13 protein-coding genes are annotated in these 17,926 nt (G+C 66.0%); 6 read left to right on the plus strand and 7 right to left on the minus strand.

The features are described 5' to 3' along the window. Nucleotides 1–38: 38 nt before the first annotated feature. Nucleotides 39–1,190 (plus strand): acyl-CoA dehydrogenase family protein, encoded by a 1,152-nt coding sequence (locus CV102_RS14975; RefSeq protein ID WP_148858821.1) that lies wholly within the window; start codon nucleotides 39–41, stop codon nucleotides 1,188–1,190. A gap of 324 nt (nucleotides 1,191–1,514) precedes the next feature. Here CV102_RS14975 and CV102_RS14980 read toward each other — a convergent pair whose 3' ends face one another. The 3 genes from CV102_RS14980 to CV102_RS14990 form a co-directional block, all read right to left on the minus strand. Next, nucleotides 1,515–2,057: a hypothetical protein gene (locus tag CV102_RS14980; protein ID WP_148858822.1), complete on the minus strand. Its 543-nt coding sequence runs from the start codon at nucleotides 2,055–2,057 to the stop codon at nucleotides 1,515–1,517. Between the two features lie 85 nt (nucleotides 2,058–2,142). Beyond that, nucleotides 2,143–3,117 carry a hypothetical protein gene (locus CV102_RS14985; protein WP_148858823.1) on the minus strand — a complete coding sequence of 325 codons (975 nt, stop codon included), beginning with the start codon at nucleotides 3,115–3,117 and terminating at the stop codon, nucleotides 2,143–2,145. After that, nucleotides 3,114–3,506, minus strand: a complete 393-nt coding sequence (locus tag CV102_RS14990; protein ID WP_148858824.1) for a hypothetical protein — start codon at nucleotides 3,504–3,506, stop codon at nucleotides 3,114–3,116. Before CV102_RS14990 ends, CV102_RS14985 begins: the two co-directional genes overlap by 4 nt. 139 nt (nucleotides 3,507–3,645) lie before the next feature. On the opposite strand from CV102_RS14990, the gene CV102_RS14995 reads away from it, so the two are divergent. Beyond that, entirely contained in the window at nucleotides 3,646–4,407 is a 762-nt protein-coding gene (locus CV102_RS14995; RefSeq protein ID WP_148858825.1) for a helix-turn-helix domain-containing protein, read from the plus strand. A 58-nt stretch (nucleotides 4,408–4,465) separates the two neighbouring features. Further along, entirely contained in the window at nucleotides 4,466–6,988 is a 2,523-nt protein-coding gene (locus CV102_RS15000) for a heavy metal translocating P-type ATPase (RefSeq protein ID WP_148858826.1), read from the plus strand. A gap of 15 nt (nucleotides 6,989–7,003) precedes the next feature. Here CV102_RS15000 and CV102_RS15005 read toward each other — a convergent pair whose 3' ends face one another. Next, nucleotides 7,004–8,203 (minus strand): MFS transporter, encoded by a 1,200-nt coding sequence (locus CV102_RS15005; protein WP_148858827.1) that lies wholly within the window; start codon nucleotides 8,201–8,203, stop codon nucleotides 7,004–7,006. An 83-nt stretch (nucleotides 8,204–8,286) separates the two neighbouring features. Next, complete coding sequence (locus CV102_RS15010) at nucleotides 8,287–8,811, minus strand: metal-dependent hydrolase (RefSeq protein WP_148858828.1); 525 nt, start codon at nucleotides 8,809–8,811, stop codon at nucleotides 8,287–8,289. A gap of 215 nt (nucleotides 8,812–9,026) precedes the next feature. On the opposite strand from CV102_RS15010, the gene CV102_RS15015 reads away from it, so the two are divergent. Then, nucleotides 9,027–10,883 carry an L-aspartate oxidase gene (locus CV102_RS15015; protein WP_148858829.1) on the plus strand — a complete coding sequence of 619 codons (1,857 nt, stop codon included), beginning with the start codon at nucleotides 9,027–9,029 and terminating at the stop codon, nucleotides 10,881–10,883. 15 nt (nucleotides 10,884–10,898) lie between these two features. On the opposite strand, the gene CV102_RS15020 is transcribed toward CV102_RS15015, so the two are convergent. Next, a complete protein-coding gene (locus CV102_RS15020; protein WP_148858830.1) occupies nucleotides 10,899–12,980 on the minus strand; it encodes a hypothetical protein in 2,082 nt (693 codons plus the stop codon). A 222-nt stretch (nucleotides 12,981–13,202) separates the two neighbouring features. Here CV102_RS15020 and CV102_RS15025 point away from each other — a divergent pair, with 222 nt between their 5' ends. After that, the gene (locus CV102_RS15025; protein WP_148858831.1) at nucleotides 13,203–13,793 is read left to right on the plus strand and encodes a DNA-3-methyladenine glycosylase family protein; all 591 of its coding nucleotides are present in this window, start codon (nucleotides 13,203–13,205) and stop codon (nucleotides 13,791–13,793) included. 181 nt (nucleotides 13,794–13,974) lie between these two features. After that, nucleotides 13,975–15,306 carry a hypothetical protein gene (locus tag CV102_RS15030; protein WP_148858832.1) on the plus strand — a complete coding sequence of 444 codons (1,332 nt, stop codon included), beginning with the start codon at nucleotides 13,975–13,977 and terminating at the stop codon, nucleotides 15,304–15,306. Nucleotides 15,307–15,497: 191 nt separating this feature from the next. Here the strand turns inward: CV102_RS15030 and katG are convergent, their stop codons facing one another. After that, nucleotides 15,498–17,702 carry a catalase/peroxidase HPI gene (katG, locus tag CV102_RS15035; RefSeq protein WP_306438852.1) on the minus strand — a complete coding sequence of 735 codons (2,205 nt, stop codon included), beginning with the start codon at nucleotides 17,700–17,702 and terminating at the stop codon, nucleotides 15,498–15,500. Nucleotides 17,703–17,926 lie beyond the last annotated feature (224 nt).

Raw genomic sequence — 17,926 nt, forward strand, 5'->3', positions numbered from 1 at the left:
TACAAACCTCTTTACCGCTCCATAGATAACGATCGTCTATGGAATTCGGTCTCACCGAAGAACAAGAGCAGATCCGCGACGAAATCACCCGATTCGCGGAGAACGAAATCGTCCCCGTCGCCCAGGAGTACGACGAGGAAGAAAAGTATCCCCACGACGTCATCGACAAGGCCGCCGAGATGGGGCTGACCGGTGCCTACATCCCGATGGAGTACGGCGGCGCCGGCTACTCCATCCTCGACACCGCGATCATCACGGAAGAGCTGTTTTCTTACGATCCCGGCATCGCACTCTCGATCGTCTCGACGTCGTTCGGCTGCGAAGCGATCATGAACTTCGGGACCGAGGATCAGAAGGAACGCTTCTTAGAGCCCGTCGCGATGGGCGAGAAGATCTCCGGCGCGGCGATCTCCGAACCCGACACCGGCTCCGACGTCTCGTCGGTTTCGACGCAGGCGGAGAAGGACGGCGACGAGTGGGTGATCAACGGCAACAAGATGTGGATCACCAACGGCTCGATCGGCGACTTCTTCGTCGTGCTCTGTGAGACCAACCCCGACGCCGAGGGTCGGTACAACGGCTTCAGCCAGATCGTCGTCGAGTCCGACCGCGACGGCTTCGAGGCCGAGAAGATCACCGGCAAACTCGGTATCCGCGCCTCCGACACCGCCGAACTCATCTTCGACGACGTCCGCGTCCCCGAGGAGAACCTCATCGGCACCAAAGACGCCGCCTTCATGCAGCAGATGCAGTTCTTCGACGAGACCCGTACTGCAGTCGCGGCCCAGGGCGTCGGCATCGCGAAGGGGGCCACCCGCGCCGCCCTCGAGTACGCCGAGGACCGCGAGCAGTTCGGCCAGTCGATCTCGGAGTTCCAGGCCATCCAGCACAAACTCGCCGAGATGGCCACGAACACCGAGGCCGCCCGCAACCTGACCTACAAGTCCGCCTGGAAGGTCGATCAGGGCGAGGACATCACGAAACTCGCCTCGATGGCCAAGGAGTACGCCTCCCGCGTCGCCGTCGACGTCGCCGACGAGGCCGTCCAGATCCACGGCGGTGCCGGCTACGTCAACGACTTCCCCGTCGAGCGGTTCTACCGCGACGCCAAGATCACCCAGATCTACGAGGGCACCACCGAGATCCAGAAGAACGTTATCGCCCGCGAGATGCTCGGAAAAGGTTTCTAAGGAACGAACTTTTGCGCTGCGCTCGGGCGAGACGGCGCCAGCTTTGCTGGCGTACGTCTCGCCGACGCTCGGCAAAACTTCGATGAAAAGCACTCCTCCTTCCGTTCTCTCGCTCCTTAGCTCACGGCTTCGCCGTTCGCCTTTCCGCGGCGCTTCGCGCCGCGCAGTCGCTCGTTCACATCAGTCGTCGGCCCGCTCGCGCCTGCGGCGCTCGCGGCGATTATAGTGTAACTGCCTGCCTTTCCCCGGATCCCGCGGTCGGCGAATTTCGCCGACCGCGCTCCCGGCCATTTATTTCAGTCCGCTCTCGAGCGTCCCCCTCGTTCAACTGTCGCTGTCAGAATCGGTATCACCGTCGTCGCTATCCGAGTCAGTATCGCCGTCGTCACGATCTGAATCGGTGTCGCCGTCGTCGCTGTCCGAGTCCGTATCCCCGTCATCGCTGTCGAAGTCCGTGTCACCGTCGTCGTGATCCGAATCCGTATCGACGCTCTTGCGCTCGTCGGCCAACCTGCTCTCGTCGGCGGGCGTGGACCGATCCGTCTCGCCTGCTCCGCCGTCCGTCGTCGTCTCCCCGGCGAGCCTCGAGGCGTCTCGAGCCAGCATCGCTTCTGCCGAACTCTCGTCTGCGTCCGCCGGGCGCTCGTCTCGGACGTACTCGTCGATCGGATCGTCCGCGAGGACGTACATGACCACCGGCGGGAGGACGTAGGAGGCGATAGCCAGAGCGGCGAACAGCGGGTCGACGAAGACGAGCAGTCCGAAAATAGCGAACGCCGCCGCCGTCGCCGCGTGGAGACGCGTCTGAGTGTACTCGAGGTAGAACCGCCACAGTCCCCGGAGCCACTGGATCACGGCCGAACTCACTGTCGGAACTACGCGAGCGACCGGGAACCCTCTTTCGCGTGCCCCTGCAGAACCGGTATGAGTGCGTTCGTCTTCCCCTCGAGGGTCAGTAGCGCAGGATGTCCAGCCACCACGCTTCCCAGGACCTGCTCGGCGTGCCCGCGGGCGGCGACGGCTCGTCGACGTCGTACTCGTACTCGGTGACGATCCGGTAGTGGACGCGCTGCTCGAGTTCGTGATCGTCGCCGCGGCCGATGCTGTCAGTGTCCGCCTGAGTGACGACGCGATCCTCTTCGATCCGTGTGATGTATCCGCTCTCCGCGTCGACGTGGACGCGCACGCGGCTCTCGTCGTGTATCTCGCGGTGGGTTTCCAGCGGGGACATTTGTACGGCGTCGTAGTAGTCGTCCGGATCGCTCAGTTCGAGGAGGACCCGCTCATCCGTACGGTCAACGACGGTCCAGGGCTGGCGCGGATCGTGGAACTGGTAGACGAGGTCGTCGTACACGTTCTCGTAGGGGACGCCGTCGTCGGCCGGCTCGCGGCGGGGTTCGTCCCGCCAGGGTTCGTCGACGACGATGCTCGCGTCGTCCGCGTACATGGTCGCTGCGCCGGTCTCTACGCCTCTCGGTCGGAGGAGAAACTCCATTTGCCACCAGACGGCGCCGCCGGGAGGACCGACGTGGACGAGCCGATCGTCGACGGACGGATCGTGTTGCGTCCGGTAGTCGACGCGGAACTGCCGCGTTTCGTGGTGGATCGTCAGTTCTTGCTCGAGCACGACGCCGTCGGCCGGGAGCGTCGACTCGGGGTCGGCGGGGAGGTCCTGCGTCGAGTTCGTCGTCTCGACATTACGGACGGTCGTCGTCCGCTCGGCGGCGAAGTCCGTCGTGTGAAAGCGCTGAGCCGCGTCGACGATTATCTCCTCGGGATCGCCGTCGGTGTCGACCGGCGGCTCGCCGCGGTCGAGCATCACGCGCTGGTCCGCGACCCGCACGCCGACGACCGCCGCGCCGATCAGCACGAGGCCGACGAGGGCGATCAGGGCGAGCCGACGGCGACTGACGCCGCGCCCCGTCACGGCTCGACCTCGACGTGCTCGAGCACGACCCTCGCCAGTTCGTCGTCGGACTGATCGACGGCGAGCGCGTAGCGGCCCTTTCGTCCGACGTCCACGACGAACGACGCGCCGTCTTCGACGAGCGGTTCGTCGCCGTTTCCGTCCTCGGCCGTCACCCAGACCTGTCGGTCGCCGTCGGGGGTTTCCACGTACACTTCGTCGACGAGATTCGGCCGGAGCCCGGTGCTCCGCCGAACGGTGAACCTGACGACGTCCGCCTCGGCGTCGTGGTCCGCGCTCACGACGGCTTTCACCTCGGGTGCGTCCGGCCGGCGATCCGGCGAGCGGCGGACCGTCCCACAGCCGGCGAGCGCGACGAATAGCGCTGCGAGAAACGGACGACGTGTCATCGAAGTTGAGTTAACATATAGTAAGTAAATAATTTTCGGTGTGACAATACGCAACGACGCAGACGGTTCGAAACCGGCGTACACCCGACGCTGCGAGACGCCGGGAGCGTTTTGCCTCATCGGACCGTACCGGCCGGTAATGAGAGAATTCGTCTTCACCCTCGAGTACGATCCGGGAACGAACCCGGTCGCGGACGTGCTCGCAGCCCACCCCGACACGTCGGTCCGGTCGCTGTCGTGTCACGTCTCCGCCGACAGCCTCTGGCGGGTCGACCTCGCGACGGGGTCCGAGGAGGCGCTCGCGGAGCTCGAGGCGGCCTACGAGACGGCGGACTACTTCGCTGACTGCCTGGTGAAAGACCACTGCGGCGCCGAGGTCGAGACGCAAGTGCTCGACCGCTCGAGCGACACGCTGGTCGTCTACACCTACTGGGACCGCACGGAGGTCTGTACGTCGGTCCCTCACGTTGCGCTCGAGTACCTCGGCGACGGCCTGCTGTTCGAGACCTACCGCGAGGGCCGGCGCTACCGCTGGCGGATCGTCCTCGCCAGCGACGCGCCGATCCACGACTTCTTCGACGCGCTGAGCGACGAGGTCGGCGAGTGTACGGGTATGGAGATGCTTCGACTGACGGAACTCGATCCGGACCGCCACAGGACGGATCCCGACGACTCGGTTCCCATCGAACAGCGCGAGGCGCTGCGGGCGGCCGTCGAACACGGCTACTACGAGACGCCCCGACGGATCGAACTCTCGGAACTCGCTGACCGACTGGACGTCCCGCGATCGACGCTCTCCTACCGACTTCGCCGCGCCGAGTCGGCCCTCGCGACGGCGTTCGTCGCCGAGAACGAGTCGATCGAGACGCTGGCGGCCGCCGGCGCGAACGGCACGCTCTGATCGTCGTTTGGCGCACGCCAAATAACCCGTATACTATCCGAGGAACTACGAGGTGGTGATGAGCGAGCCCTCCACCGAACGGCCGGGCTCGAGTCGCACGCTCGAGTTGCGGGTCCCCGAGATGGACTGCCCCTCCTGTGCCGGCAAGGTGAAAAACAGCGTCGAGCGACTCGACGGCATCGACCGTCTCGAGCCGCGGGTAACGAGCGGCCGCCTCGTCGTCGAGTACGATCCGACGCTGACGAGCGAGTCGGCGATCCGCGAGCGCGTACAGGCGGCGGGCTACGGCATCGAATCGGCGGCGTCCGAACTCACGGTCTCCGTCCCCGACATGGACTGCCCCTCCTGTGCGGCGAAGGTCGAGAACGCGCTCGACGGCGTCGAGGGCCTCTCCAAAATCGAGACTCGACCCGCGACGGGACGGGTTACCGTGACGGGCGTCGACGGAACCGACCCCGAGACGATCACCGGAGCGATCGAGTCCGCCGGCTACGAAGCGACACCGATCGCCGACGAACGCGACTCGATGGCCGAAACGGAGGCGGTCTGGCGAAGCCGCCGAGCCGTCGGCACGGGGATCGGTGCCGTCTTCCTTGTCGTGGGGATGGTCCTCGAGTTCGTCCTCCCCGCGCTCGATCCCGCCCTCGCCACCGCCGCCGGCCGCACGTACGAACTATCACACCTGCTGTTCATCGCGGCCGTCGTCGTCGCCGGCGCGCCGATCCTCCGGAACGGTTACTACTCGGCGCGAAACCGGAGCCTCGACATCGACTTTCTGATGAGCGTCGGCATCGTCGCCAGCGTCGCGGCCCACCACCCCTTCGAGGGCGCGATGCTCGCGGTTCTGTTCAGCGTCGCTCAGTTGCTCGAGCGGTTCTCGATGGACCGCGCCCGCGACTCGCTGCGAGAGCTGATGGATCTCTCGCCGGACACCGCGACGGTTCGACGCGAGGACGGGACCGAGGAGACGATTCCGGCGGACGAACTCGAGATCGGCGACCTCGTCGTGGTCCGGCCGGGCGAGAAGATTCCGGCCGACGGCGTCGTCGTCGAGGGGACGAGCGCGGTCGACCAGTCGCCGATCACGGGCGAGAGCGTCCCCGAGGACAAGACCGCCGACGACGAGGTCTACGCCGGGACGATCGCCGAGTCCGGCTACCTCGAGGTCGAGGTCGAGAGCGAGGCCGACGAGTCGACGATCGCCCGGATCGTCCGCATGGTCGAGGACGCCGAGCGCGAGCAGACCGAGCGCGAGCAGTTCATCGACCGCTTCGCGAGCGTCTACACGCCGATCGTCGTCACCCTCGCAGTCGCGGCCGCGCTCGCGCCACCGCTGCTGTTCGGCGCGTCCTGGAGCTACTGGTTCGTCGTCGGGCTGACGCTGCTCGTGATCTCCTGTCCCTGCGCGCTGGTCATCTCGACGCCCGTCAGCGTCGTCTCGGGGATCACCAGCGCCGCGCGAAACGGCGTCCTGATTAAGGGTGGGCGCCACCTCGAGGCCGTCGGCGAGAGCGACGTCCTCGCGGTCGACAAGACGGGGACGCTGACCACCGGCGATCTCTCCGTCACTGACGTCATCCCGCTCGAGGGCGCCGACGAGGAGGACGTCCTCCGCCGCGCCAGCGCCGCAGAACGGCGGAGCGAACACCCGATCGGGCAGGCGATCGTCGGCTACGCCGAGGAGCGCGGGCTCGACCCCGACGACCCGGACGTCTCCGGATTCGAGGCGCTGACCGGGAAGGGGGTCCGCGCCGATATCGACGGCACCACCCACTACGTCGGCAAACCCGAGCTCTTCGAGGGGCTGGCGGACCTGAAACACGTCCACGCGACGACCGACGGCGGGCTGACGCTCGAGTCGATGGGCTACGAGGCTGAGTCCCAGTGCGAGCGCGAGGCGTGTCTCGACGTCCTCGCGGAGGTCGTACCAGATCTCCAGGCCGAGGGGAAGACCGTCGTGATCGTCGGCACCGAGGACGGACCGATCGGCGTCGTCGGCGTCGCGGATCGGGTTCGTCCTGAAGCGAAGTGGGCCGTCTCCAAACTGCAGGAGCAGGGCGTCCGCGTCGTGATGCTCACCGGAGACAACCAGGGGACCGCGCGAGCCATTGCCAACCAGGTCGAGATCGACGAGTACCACGCCGAGTTGCTGCCCGACGAAAAACTCGAGTTGATTCGGAAATTGGAGAACGAGCACGGCGACGGCCGGGTCGCCATGGTCGGCGACGGAATCAACGACGCGCCCGCGCTCGCGACCGCCACCGTCGGCATCGCGATGGGCGCCGCGGGGACCGACACGGCGCTCGAGACGGCCGACGTCGCGCTGATGGGCGACGATCTCACCCGCCTGCCGTACCTCTATGCCCTCTCGGGGAAGGCGAACGGCGTCATCCGACAGAACATCTGGTCGAGCCTGGCCGTCAAGGCCGTGCTCGCGGCCGGCGCGCCGTTCGGAATCGTGACCGTGATCCACGCGGTCGTCATCGGCGACATGGGGATGAGCCTCGGCGTGACGGGTAACGCGATGCGACTCGCAGGCGTCGAACCCGAGACGCCAGAGACGCTCGAGGCGGACGAGTAACGCTCTCACGCGGCGTCACTGTTCTGGAAGAAATCGCGAGAGGAGGATCGCCACGCCGGCGAGCACCGCGAACAGGAAAAAGACCTCGTCGAAGAAGCCGCGATCCGCGAGCGCGCCGGCGACCGCCGGACTTCCCGCACCGAGAACCATGAACCCGGTCCGGACGACTCCCAGTCCCGTTCCCTGGATGTCCGTCGGGAGCGACGCGGTCAGATACGGCATCGTCATGGCGGTCACGCCGAGGAGTCCGCTGGCGAGGATCGTCACCCCGACGATCGAAACCGGCCCCTCGAGCAGGGGCAAGAGTCCCAGCCCGACCGCGACGACACCCATGACGACGGGAACCGACCGTCTGATCCCGAACCGATCGTAGGCCGCGCCCGAGAGCGGTTGAACCAGAACACCCAGCGCGAAGAACGCGCCGAACAGCACGGTGGCGAACGCTGGAGAGAACCCCTTCATCTCGATCAGATACGTCGGGTAGAACCCCGTAAACGCCTGCCAAACGCTAAACCCGAGGAGCTGAATCAGCGTGGCGAGCACGATCGGCGGTCTGCTGATTTCGCCGAGAACGTAGCGACCGGTCTCGAGCGAGAGCGAGTCGACCGCGCTCGTGGGTCCGGACGTCCGCGCGGGGACGGTCACCCAGAGGAATCCCGACGCCACGAGAAAGAGCGGGACGGCGAACCCGAAGCCGTACTGCCAGGCGATCGCACCCGCGATCAGCCCGGCGACCGGCGGTAAGACCGCGTTGCCGACCTCGCCCGCCGCCAGCGTCACGCCGATCGCAGCGCCGTCGTTGTCCGGGAAGACGTCCGAGAGCGCGGTGTAGCGCGCGACGCCGTACAGCGCCGTTCCGAAACCGAACAGGGCCGTCGCCGCGAACAGCAGTGAGGCCGACGTCGCGGTCGCCACCAGTGCGATCGTCACGGTCGAGAGGGCCGTACTTACCACGAGGATACGTCCCTCGCCGATCCGGTCGGCGAGGATCCCACCGGGGAGCTGCCCGAGCGCGTACGCCACCCAGAGCACGGTCAACAGGAGGCCAGCGGTCGTGAGGTCGAACCCATAGGCCGCTCGCAAGTGCGGAAGCAACACGGGATAGACGAGTCGAACGCCGATCGAGAGGAACCAGCCCGACGCGATCGCGATGAGAATCGGACTGCGTTCGTCACGCCACAGCGTCCGTAGTCCACGACGAATCTCGGAGTTCACGACGACCGAATCACTGTCCGAGAGTTATCTCGTGTGTCTATATTCCTGGCGGCTGCAGCAACCAGGTTGCGAACAGGGGGCGATCACGTGACTCGATTTCGGAGCCATTCGACTCCCGGCCGTCCGTCGATCCACCACAGCGCGACGCCGGCAAAGAGGACGACAGCCTCGAGCCAGAGCGTCGTGATCTCGAGGCCGGCGACGGTTCCGAGCGGTTTCGTGCCCGTATACTCCGGCATGTGCGTAACCGGCCAGAGCAGGAAGCCGAGTTCGTCGTAATCGCCCGAGAGCAGGTGCCAGGGAACGTCGGTCGCGACGTGCGAGAGGTAACCGATGGCGAAGGCGACGCCGAGCACTCGCCGTTCGCGCGCTCGCGCGACCAGCCAGACCGCGACGACCAGCGGGATCGCGAACAGCAGCGAGTGGCCGATCGTTCGACCGACTGGGACGACCCCCGCGGCGTGCAGCGGCTTGTCGAGCAGATCCGGAAGCGCCGCGCCGAAGATCGCGACGATGGCCGGCGTTTCGGCGGGCGGTTCGCCACGACTCCAGCGCGTGTACGCCGCGTAACAGAGGTAGCCGACGGCGAGGTGGACGACAGGCTGCATCTCGGACTCGGCTACGACCGTGAGACTTCTAAGTGTCAGGCTGTCGGCTGCTGGCGGGGACTGTGTTCAGGTACTACTGTGAGTAATCAACGTGCGGTGGTCGATTCTCTCGGCGAGTCGGTGTACTCTGAATATCGTCGCTGGCGTGGTTCGGTCTGCCACCATTGCACCGTTTGGGACGATACCTAAATCCGCTCGACACTAAGCTCATACTGATGACAGAAACACCGATAGACGACCGTCAGGAGCCGACGACCGGCACCGACGTCGCGGGCGTCGAGAACCGTATCGACGGCGGGGACGCGGCCTCGGTAGACGGACTCGAGTACGAGGTCGTCACCACGCCGGTGCTCGTCATCGGGGCGGGTGCGGCAGGTGCTCGCGTCGCGATCGAACTCGCCGAGTCGGGGATCGACCCCCTGGTGATCGGCAAGCGCGACCACGGCGACGCGCACACGACGTGGGCGGCCGGCGGCGTCAACGCGGCGCTCGGTTCGCTCGATCCGGACGACGACTGGACGATCCACGCGGCGGACACGCTGAACGAGGGTCATCACCTCAACGATCCCGAAGCGGTCGAACTGACCGCGAAGCACATGCCGGACCGGATCCGCGAACTCGAGGAGTGGGGAATGCCGTTCGATCGCACCGACGGCGGCAAAATCAACCAGCGCTACTTCGGCGCACAGTCGTACCGCCGCACCTGCTTCATCGGCGACCGGACTGGCGAGGCGATGCTCGAGACGCTGATCGAGAGGGCCCGCGAACTCGAGATCCCCTACCGCGACAACGTGATGATCACGCGGCTGCTCTCGGACGGGCGGCGCGTCTCCGGCGCGGTCGGCTTCGACATGGAGACCGGCGACGGCCTCCTCTTTCGGAGCGACCACGTCGTGCTGGCAGCCGGCGGCTTCTCCGCGTTCTATCGGCGTCACTCCTCGCGGGACGACGAGAACAACGGCGACGCACAGGCGCTGGCGCTCGGGGCCGGCACGCGGCTGCTCGACCTCGAGTTCGTCCAGTTCCACCCCACCGGGATGGTCGGCGACCGCTACGGCGAGGAGTGGGATGGCCGCCTCGTCACCGAAGCGGTTCGCGGCGAGGGAGGACGGCTCTACAACGAAGACGGGGAGCGATTCATGGAGCGCTACTCACCCGATCAGATGGAACTCGACGCGCGTGACGTCGTCGCGCGAGCGATCGCCCAGGAGGTCCGCGAGGGCCGCGGTACCGACAACGGCGGCGTCTACCTCGACATCTCTCACCGCGATGCCGACTACGTTCGCGATCGGCTGCCGTCGATGGTCGAACGATTCGAGTCGCTCGGAGTCGACATCACCGAGGAACCGATGGAAGTCGCGCCGACGGCCCACTACACGATGGGCGGCGTCGACATCGACTTCCGGACCGGTGAAACCGGCGTGGAGGGACTGTACGCCGTCGGCGAGTCGGTCGCGGGCGTCCACGGCGCGAACCGCCTCGGCGGGAACTCGCTGGCCGAGACCGTGGCGATCGGCAAACTCGTCGGCGACCACGTCGCGGACGCGGTGACTGACGACGATCGGCAGCCCGCCGTGACCGGCGATCAGCGAGCGCTGGCCGAGCGAGAGTTCCGGGCGCTCGAGGGGCTCGCCGCCGCCGACGGCGACCTCACGCCGCGAGCGCTCCTCGACGAACTCGGCGAACTGCTGTGGGACCACGCGGGTATCCTCAGGGACGAGGAGAGCCTTCGCGAGGGGCTGTCGAAACTCGAGTCGCTGCGAGAACGGACGGCTGACCTCCGCGTCGACGGCGACCTCACCTCGCGCTCGTTCGAGTTCGCCGTGGACCTCTCGTTCAGCCTCACGGTCGCCGAGGCGATGTTCCGGGCGGCCCTCGAACGGACCGAATCTCGGGGCGCGCACTACCGGACGGACCACCCTGACACGGATCCCGACTGGCGCGTCAACCTCGTGCTCTCGGTCGAGGAGGGCGAACTCTCGATCCGCCGCCGCGGCGTCGGCGAACCCAGCGAACCGGTGCAGGACGCGCTCGAGGAGGGGTACGAACTCGACTACCACCACCTCGAGTGAGCGCTGGGGGTTCGATCAGGTCTCGAGCCCGACGACGGTCTTCGTGACGGTCTCGCCGTTCTCCTTGCGCCACAGGAAGTTGTTCGCGCTGACGCCGCCGCCGTACTCGCCCGCGGCGTCGGGACGGGCGTACTCCACCGGACCGACCGTGTACGAACCGGTGTCGGCCAGTTCCGACGGAACCTCGACGAAGTACCGAACCGTGTCCGACTCGACCGTCTCGTCCGCGGTGACGACCGTGCGGTCGCCGCCGCTGATCTCGTCGACGGTCACGTCGCCGCCGACGACCGCCCAGTCGCCCGGGATGCGGTCGCGTACCTGCACCGGTTCGTCGCTGTCGACGTGGATCCGGACCTGACTCGTCTGGCCCGCGGTGAACAGCGAGGCGTCGGCTTCGCGCTCGACGTCGGCGTCGATCGGCGTATCCTCGCCGACGGGCACGTCGTCGTGCGCGATGGCCTGCGGGCCCTCGTTGATCCCGCTCGAGAACGTGACGCCGTTGCGGACGACCGCAGACCAGTGGAACGGCGTTCCCGTCGACAGCGCCTCGAGCGACGCATCCTCCGGAATGTCGGCGCCGACGCGGCTGTAGCCGGTCGGCTCGAGGGCGAAGTCGTCGGTGATCTCCAGGAAACGGGTGCCGGCGTGGTAGTGGCCCGCCACGACGGTGCCGTCGGCGTCGATGTCGAGGTTGTGGGCGCTCAGGTTGAAGTCGTCGAACCCCTCGTACTCGTGGTCGTCGTCCGCCGCTTCTGCCTCGAAGCCGGGCGTCTCGTCGAACGTCTGCTCCGTCGACTCGAACAGGATCCAGTAGTCCAGTTCCGTCTGGCCATTGTCTTCGTACATCTCGAAGGCCGTACGGGTCGCAGGCTCGACGTCGTCGTCTCGCAACGTCGAGGAGGCACCCAGGTAGACCGGCTCGTCGCGCTCGCCGCTGAGCACGTCGTCGATCGGATCCGCGTCGACGAGGTAGTAGTGGCCGGACTCGCCGTCGTTGCGGACGTGACCCTCGTCCTCGTGGCTCGAGGGGTTCTCGTGGCCCGCGACGAACACGCGCTTCCCGTTCTGGAGCGTCGGCGCCGGCACCGAGTGGTGGGCGCGGTCCTGCTCGAAGACGCCGAGTTCCTCGATATCTTCCGGATCGCTCACGTCGAGCAGACGCGTCCCCGCGTTCCAGTTCGCGAGGTAGGCGACGGGCGTTCCGAAGCGCGGGTCATCCTGGACGACGATGTCGTGAGCGTAGGCTTCGCCGCCGTCGGTGTCCGTCTCCGTTCCCGGCTGGGCGAGTTCCGCCGAGTAGTTCCACCAGTTGACCAGTTCTAGCGTTCCGGACTCGCGGTCGAACTCGAAGATGTTGATGCCGCCCGTCACGCCGTCCTCCCCGTGGGTCGTGAAGACGTACTCGGCCCCGCCGATCTGGTGGTACCAGGCGTTGTGCGGCCCGAGCGTCCACACCGATAGCGACGTCTGCGTGACGAACTCGGGATTGCCCGGATCGGAGATGTCGACCACCTCGAGCGCCGCCGCGTCCGCGCCGCCGCTGTCCGCATCGTCGTCGTCGAGGTCGAGCTCGGTCTCGTCGAACAGCGCGGTGAACGGCTGCTTCGAGATGAACGCGTACTGCCCGTCGTCCGAGAGCTTGACGTCCATGCAGGCGGCCCCGTCGTTCTCGTTGCCGTAGAACGAGAGGACGGTGAGTTCGGCCGACTCGAGCGCCTCGCGGCTCTCGGCGCGGGTGAACTGGCCGATATCGAGGACGGCCATGCCCCGCCCCGGCGTCTCGTCGCGCGAGGAGAACGCCGAAATTACCGCGATGTCGTCGTGTACTCGAAACTCGCTGAGCCCGCCGTAGTGCGGTTCGTCGGGGGAACCGGCGAACGACGCCGAACCGATCCCGCCGAGGCTGTGGTAGCCGACGACGTCGGTGTTCGCCCCGGCATCGGCGCGGTTGCCGTCGAACTGATCGCCGTGGGGACCGTCCGTCGTGTACTTGTGCGCGCTCGCGACACCGCCGAGCGCGCCGACGCCCAGCGCGCCCGCGGCCGCCTTCAGGACTGCACGCCTCGTCGACTGTGTCAGTGAGTCACTGGTGAACATACGGATGACCTGAATCTCGGTACCAGTGACTGCTTTTAGAATGTTTTGACAAATTTATCCAATTATTATGTAATAATACTACTAGATGACGTTAAGAGGTCCTCGAGCACGACAGTGGACGCGGTTCCGCGTTCGCTCGAGCACACCCGCCGACGGTCGGTACCGGCCCAACCGAGACGCATATCCGTTTTCGGAACTGTAACCGTGTATCCACAGTTGCGTATGATAGAAGAGGCACACCCCGTCCTCCGCCAGGATCCCGTGATGGCGGAGCTCGTCGAGCGACACGATCCCTACGTCGAACCGAACTGGAACGAGTACGAGCGACTCTGCATCTCGATCATCAACCAGCAGCTCTCGACCGCGAGCGCGGCAGCCGTCCGCGAGCGAGTGTTCGACCTCCTCGAGGACGACGTGCGGCCGGAGACCATACTGGCCGCGGACGAGGCGGCGCTCCGAGACGCGGGACTCTCCCGTAGCAAAGTCGAGTACGTCCAAAACGCTGCGCGAGCCTTCCAGCAGAACGATTACACGCGAGAGGGGCTGTCCGCCCACTCCAACGACGAGGTGATCGATACCCTCACCGAAATCAAGGGGATCGGTGCGTGGACGGCACGCATGTACCTCCTGTTCGTCCTCGAGCGACCCGACGTGCTCCCCCTCGGCGACCTCGCCGTTCGCCGCGGGATCGAATCGCTGTACGGGAACGGCGAAGAACTGACTCGCGGGGAGATGCGCGAGATCGCCGAGCCGTGGCGACCGTACCGAAGCGTCGCGACGCGGTACATCTGGGCCGAATACGAGTCGGACTGAACCCGTTCGGCGGTAATCGATCACTGCGAGCGCTCGAGTCGGGAACCGATCTCACCCGAAACCGGATAACGACCGATTACGACCCCGATACTGCAGGCTTTCGCCGGTGTCGAAAGAAATGGAATACTGATCGCCAAGACGGCCACGCCGACTAAAGTACGGCCCCGTTTTAGCGCCTTCGATGGCAAACGACGCTCCCCACAACATGGCCAGCGAACGGCGAATGACCACTGATCCCGGACGGATCAGAGAGTGGGCCGAAACCCGCAACGCCGTCCCCGTGACGGTCCACGGCGGCGAAGGGCACGGCTTCTCGTTTGCCCGGCGAGACGAGATCGGAGACGAGCACGACGAGTACACCTGGGACGAGTTCGCCGAGGCGTTCGAAGACGAGAACCTCGTGTTCGTCTACCACGAGGAGGCGGAGGCGACGGGTGAGGGACTCGGATCCTTCGAACTCCTCGAGCGTGAGCGGGCGTTCGAGCGGGCCGACCTCGGCCGGGACGAACTCGAGGACTCGCTCCGACGGGGTGAGACCGTGACGACCGAAATCGTCGAGACGCAGGTCATCGAGCGCGAAATCGTCGAGCGGGACACGATCGAGAGCGAGGTGGTCGAGTCGAACATCGCCGAGCGAAACCTCGTCGACTCCGAACGCTTGAGCCGGGAGGTCGTCGAAACCGAATTCCTGGACGACGAGACCATCGAGGTCGTCGTCGACGAGACGCGCCTCGACACGGTCGAGGAGATCGAACGCTACACCGTCGAGAGTCGCGTGGTCGACGTCGACGTCGAACAGCACGACGAACTCGAGCGCGACGAGATCGAGACGAACATCGAACTCGAGAGCGTCCAGCGGTCGATCCTCGAGAGCGACGTCGTCCGCTCGGACGTCACGCCGGACGACGTCCTCGAGCAGGAAGCAATCCGCAGCAACCGCACCGAAGGCGACACCGTCCAGAGCGAACTCATCGAACGGCGGACGATCGAGGAGGAGATCGACGAACGGCGGCGACTGCGGTTCGTCCTCGAGGAGCGCGAACTGGTGTCCTCCGAGGTGATCCGGAGCGACATGCTCGAGGGCGAGATCATCGACATCGAGGAGTACGGCGCCGCGGAACCGACGGCCGCCGAAGCCGGGGCGGAGACGGACGTGCCTGCCGAGAGCGCCGAGTCGGACATGGACGTCGCCGCCGGCGGTGCCGAGTCTGAGATGGAGACGGCCGAATCGACGGAGACGGTGAACGCCGAAGCGGGAGCCGCGATGGACGAATCCGCCATCGAACTCTCGGCGGACGACCAGGGGAAAGACGTCGTCGACGAACGCGGCGAGACGGTCGGCATCGTCGCGGAGGTCGAGGGGCAGACGGCGTACATCGATCCCCAGCCTGGGTTGACCGACCGACTCAAGGCTCGGCTGAACTGGGGCGGCCACGGCGACGACGATTATCCGGTCGAGGCCGCGCAGATCTCGGACATCACGGACGACGAGATCGTTCTCCGTGGCGAGTGATCGCTTGCAGAGCAGACGGCCTCTCGTGGATCGAACGAACGCGAAGAAATCGAACGGCGAAGTTCGAGGTTCGAGGCCGGACCGCGAGGTGTTACTCGACGGCGCCGTCGACGACGTCGGCGTCGAGGATCTCGTCCTCGTCGGCCAGCAGTTCGTCGTCGACGGTCTCCGGTCCGGACGTTCTGCGACGCTTACTCGAGGTCGAACCGATCGAGCGTCATCACTTTGCTCCACGTCTCCACGAAGTCGTGAACGAACTTCTCCTCGTTCTCGTCGGATGCGTAGACTTCCGCGATGGCCCGAAGTCGCGCGTTCGAACCGAAGACGAGATCCACGCGGGTACCCGTCCACTCGACGTCGCCCGTTTCGCGGTCGCGCAGTTCGTAGATCTCCTGGGCCTCCGAGGACGCTTCCTGCTCCATGATGTCCTTGGACTCCTCGGAGCTCTCCCACTCGTAGTCCATATCGAGCAGGTTCACGAAGAAGTCGTTGGTCAGCGTCTCCGGCTGGTCGGTGAAGACGCCGAGGTCGGTGTCCTTGTAGTTGGCCTTCAGCGCGCGCATGCCGCCGACCAGCGCCGTCATCTCGTGAGCCGTCAGATCGAGGAGGTCCGCCCTGTCGACCAGCAGCTCCTCCTCCGAGCGGTCGCTGTCGAGTCCGAGGTAGTTACGGAACCCGTCGGCCTCCGGCTCGAGCGCCTCGAAGGACTCGACGTCGGTCTGTTCCTGCGAGGCGTCGGTTCGGCCTGGCTCGAACGGAACGTCCACATCGTACCCGGCGTCCGCCGCGGCCTTCTCGACGGCTGCGTTGCCGCCCAGAACGATCAGATCGGCGAGCGAGACTCGCACGTCGTCGGATCGGGAGCCGTTGAACTCCTCCTGAATCTCTTCGAGGGTCGAAAGCACGGTCTCCAGTTGCCCCGGCTCGTTTACCTCCCAGCTCTTCTGGGGTTCGAGGCGAAGGCGCGCGCCGTTCGCTCCGCCGCGCTTGTCGCTGTTGCGGTACGTCGATGCCGCCGCCCAGGCGGTCTTGACCAGCTGGGAGACGGACAGCTCCGAAGCGAGGATTTCCTCTTCGAGTTCGGCGATCTCCTCGTCCCCGATCAGTTCGTAGTCGGCGTCGGGGAGGGGGTCCTGCCACAGCATCTCCTCGTCCGGAACCTCCGGGCCGCGGAACCGGATCGGCGGGCCCATGTCGCGGTGGATCAGCTTGTACCACGCCTTCGCGAAGGCTTCCTGGAACTCGCGCGGGTTCTCCTGGAAGCGCTCGATGATCTCCCGGTAGTCGGGATCCTTCTTCAGGGCGACGTCCGTCGTCAGCATCATCACGTCTTCTTTCTCCGAGGAGTCCTCGGTGCCCGGTGCGACGCCCTCGAGCGCGTCGTCTTTCGTGGTCCACTGCCACGCACCGCCGGGGCCCTTCTCGGGCTCCCACTCGTGGTCGAGCAGGTTATCGAGGTAGCTGGTGTCCCACATCGTCGGCGTGGCGTTCCACGGCCCCTCGATTCCGCTGGTGATCGCATCGGAACCCTTCCCGGAGCCGTGACTGCTCTCCCAGCCGAGGCCCTGCTGGTCGATGGGGGCCGCCTCGGGCTCGGGACCCATGTGCTCGTCGGGGTCGTCGGCGCCGTGGACCTTCCCGAAGGTGTGTCCGCCGGCGATGAGCGCGGCCGTCTCTTCGTCGTTCATGGCCATCCGGCCGAACGACTCCCGAATCCGCTCCGCCGACCACTCCGGATCCGGATTGCCCTCTGGTCCTTCCGGGTTCACGTAGATGAGGCCCATCACGGTGGCGGCGAGCGGGTGATCGAGTTCGTCGTCCTCGTCGAACCGGTTGGCGGTCTCCCACTCGTCCTCGGGGCCCCAGTCGACGGCCTCGTCGGGCTCGAAGGCGTCCTCGCGTCCGCCGGCGAACCCGTACGTCTCGAATCCCATCGACTCGAGGGCGACGTTCCCGGCCAGGACGATCAGGTCGGCCCACGAGAGTTTGTCGCCGTACTTCTGCTTGACCGGCCAGAGCACTCGGCGAGCCTTGTCGAGGTTCGCGTTGTCCGGCCAGCTGTTGAGGGGCGCAAAGCGTTGCGTGCCGCCGGTCGCGCCGCCGCGACCGTCGCTGGTGCGGTACGTGCCGGCGCTGTGCCACGCCATCCGAATGAACAGCGGCCCGTAGTGGCCGTAGTCCGCCGGCCACCACTCCTGGGACGTCGTCATCACGTCTTCGATGTCCGCCTTCAGCTCGTCGAAGTCGAGTTTCTCGAATGCTTCACCGTAGTCGAACTCCTCGTCCATCGGACCAGCTCGGCGAGCGTTCTGGTCGAGGATCTTCAGGTTCAACTGATTCGGCCACCAGTCTTGGTTGGACCTCGTCATCGTTGGGCCGTTGCTGCTTTCGCATATTAAGATTACCTACTTCGCTAAGGAACTCTTCGCCATCGGTCAAGAATTTTTTCTGGTTTGCGAATTATGCCAGTGATGGATTCGCGCCGCGTGTACAGCACAACCGCTGACTCCCCTCACTAATCGGGGGTCGACGAATTCAACTGGGACCTCTTCTCGAGGGAGCGATAGTCGTCTCCCAGCGGCGGCTCTCGCGGGTCGGCGCTGGGAGTTCCGGTCGGCCG

This window comes from Natronococcus pandeyae (assembly GCF_008122205.1).
Classification (GTDB): Archaea; Halobacteriota; Halobacteria; order Halobacteriales; family Natrialbaceae; genus Natronococcus; species Natronococcus pandeyae.

Bases quoted from the DNA above. Each gene is read 5' to 3' on its own strand.
- CV102_RS14975 (WP_148858821.1), top strand. From the start codon at position 39: ATGGAATTCGGTCTCACCGAAGAACAAGAGCAGATCCGCGACGAAATC.
- CV102_RS14990 (WP_148858824.1), bottom strand. From the start codon at position 3,506: ATGACACGTCGTCCGTTTCTCGCAGCGCTATTCGTCGCGCTCGCCGGC.
- CV102_RS14995 (WP_148858825.1), top strand. From the start codon at position 3,646: ATGAGAGAATTCGTCTTCACCCTCGAGTACGATCCGGGAACGAACCCG.
- CV102_RS15000 (WP_148858826.1), top strand. From the start codon at position 4,466: ATGAGCGAGCCCTCCACCGAACGGCCGGGCTCGAGTCGCACGCTCGAG.
- CV102_RS15010 (WP_148858828.1), bottom strand. From the start codon at position 8,811: ATGCAGCCTGTCGTCCACCTCGCCGTCGGCTACCTCTGTTACGCGGCG.
- CV102_RS15015 (WP_148858829.1), top strand. From the start codon at position 9,027: ATGACAGAAACACCGATAGACGACCGTCAGGAGCCGACGACCGGCACC.
- CV102_RS15020 (WP_148858830.1), bottom strand. From the start codon at position 12,980: ATGTTCACCAGTGACTCACTGACACAGTCGACGAGGCGTGCAGTCCTG.
- CV102_RS15025 (WP_148858831.1), top strand. From the start codon at position 13,203: ATGATAGAAGAGGCACACCCCGTCCTCCGCCAGGATCCCGTGATGGCG.
- CV102_RS15030 (WP_148858832.1), top strand. From the start codon at position 13,975: ATGGCAAACGACGCTCCCCACAACATGGCCAGCGAACGGCGAATGACC.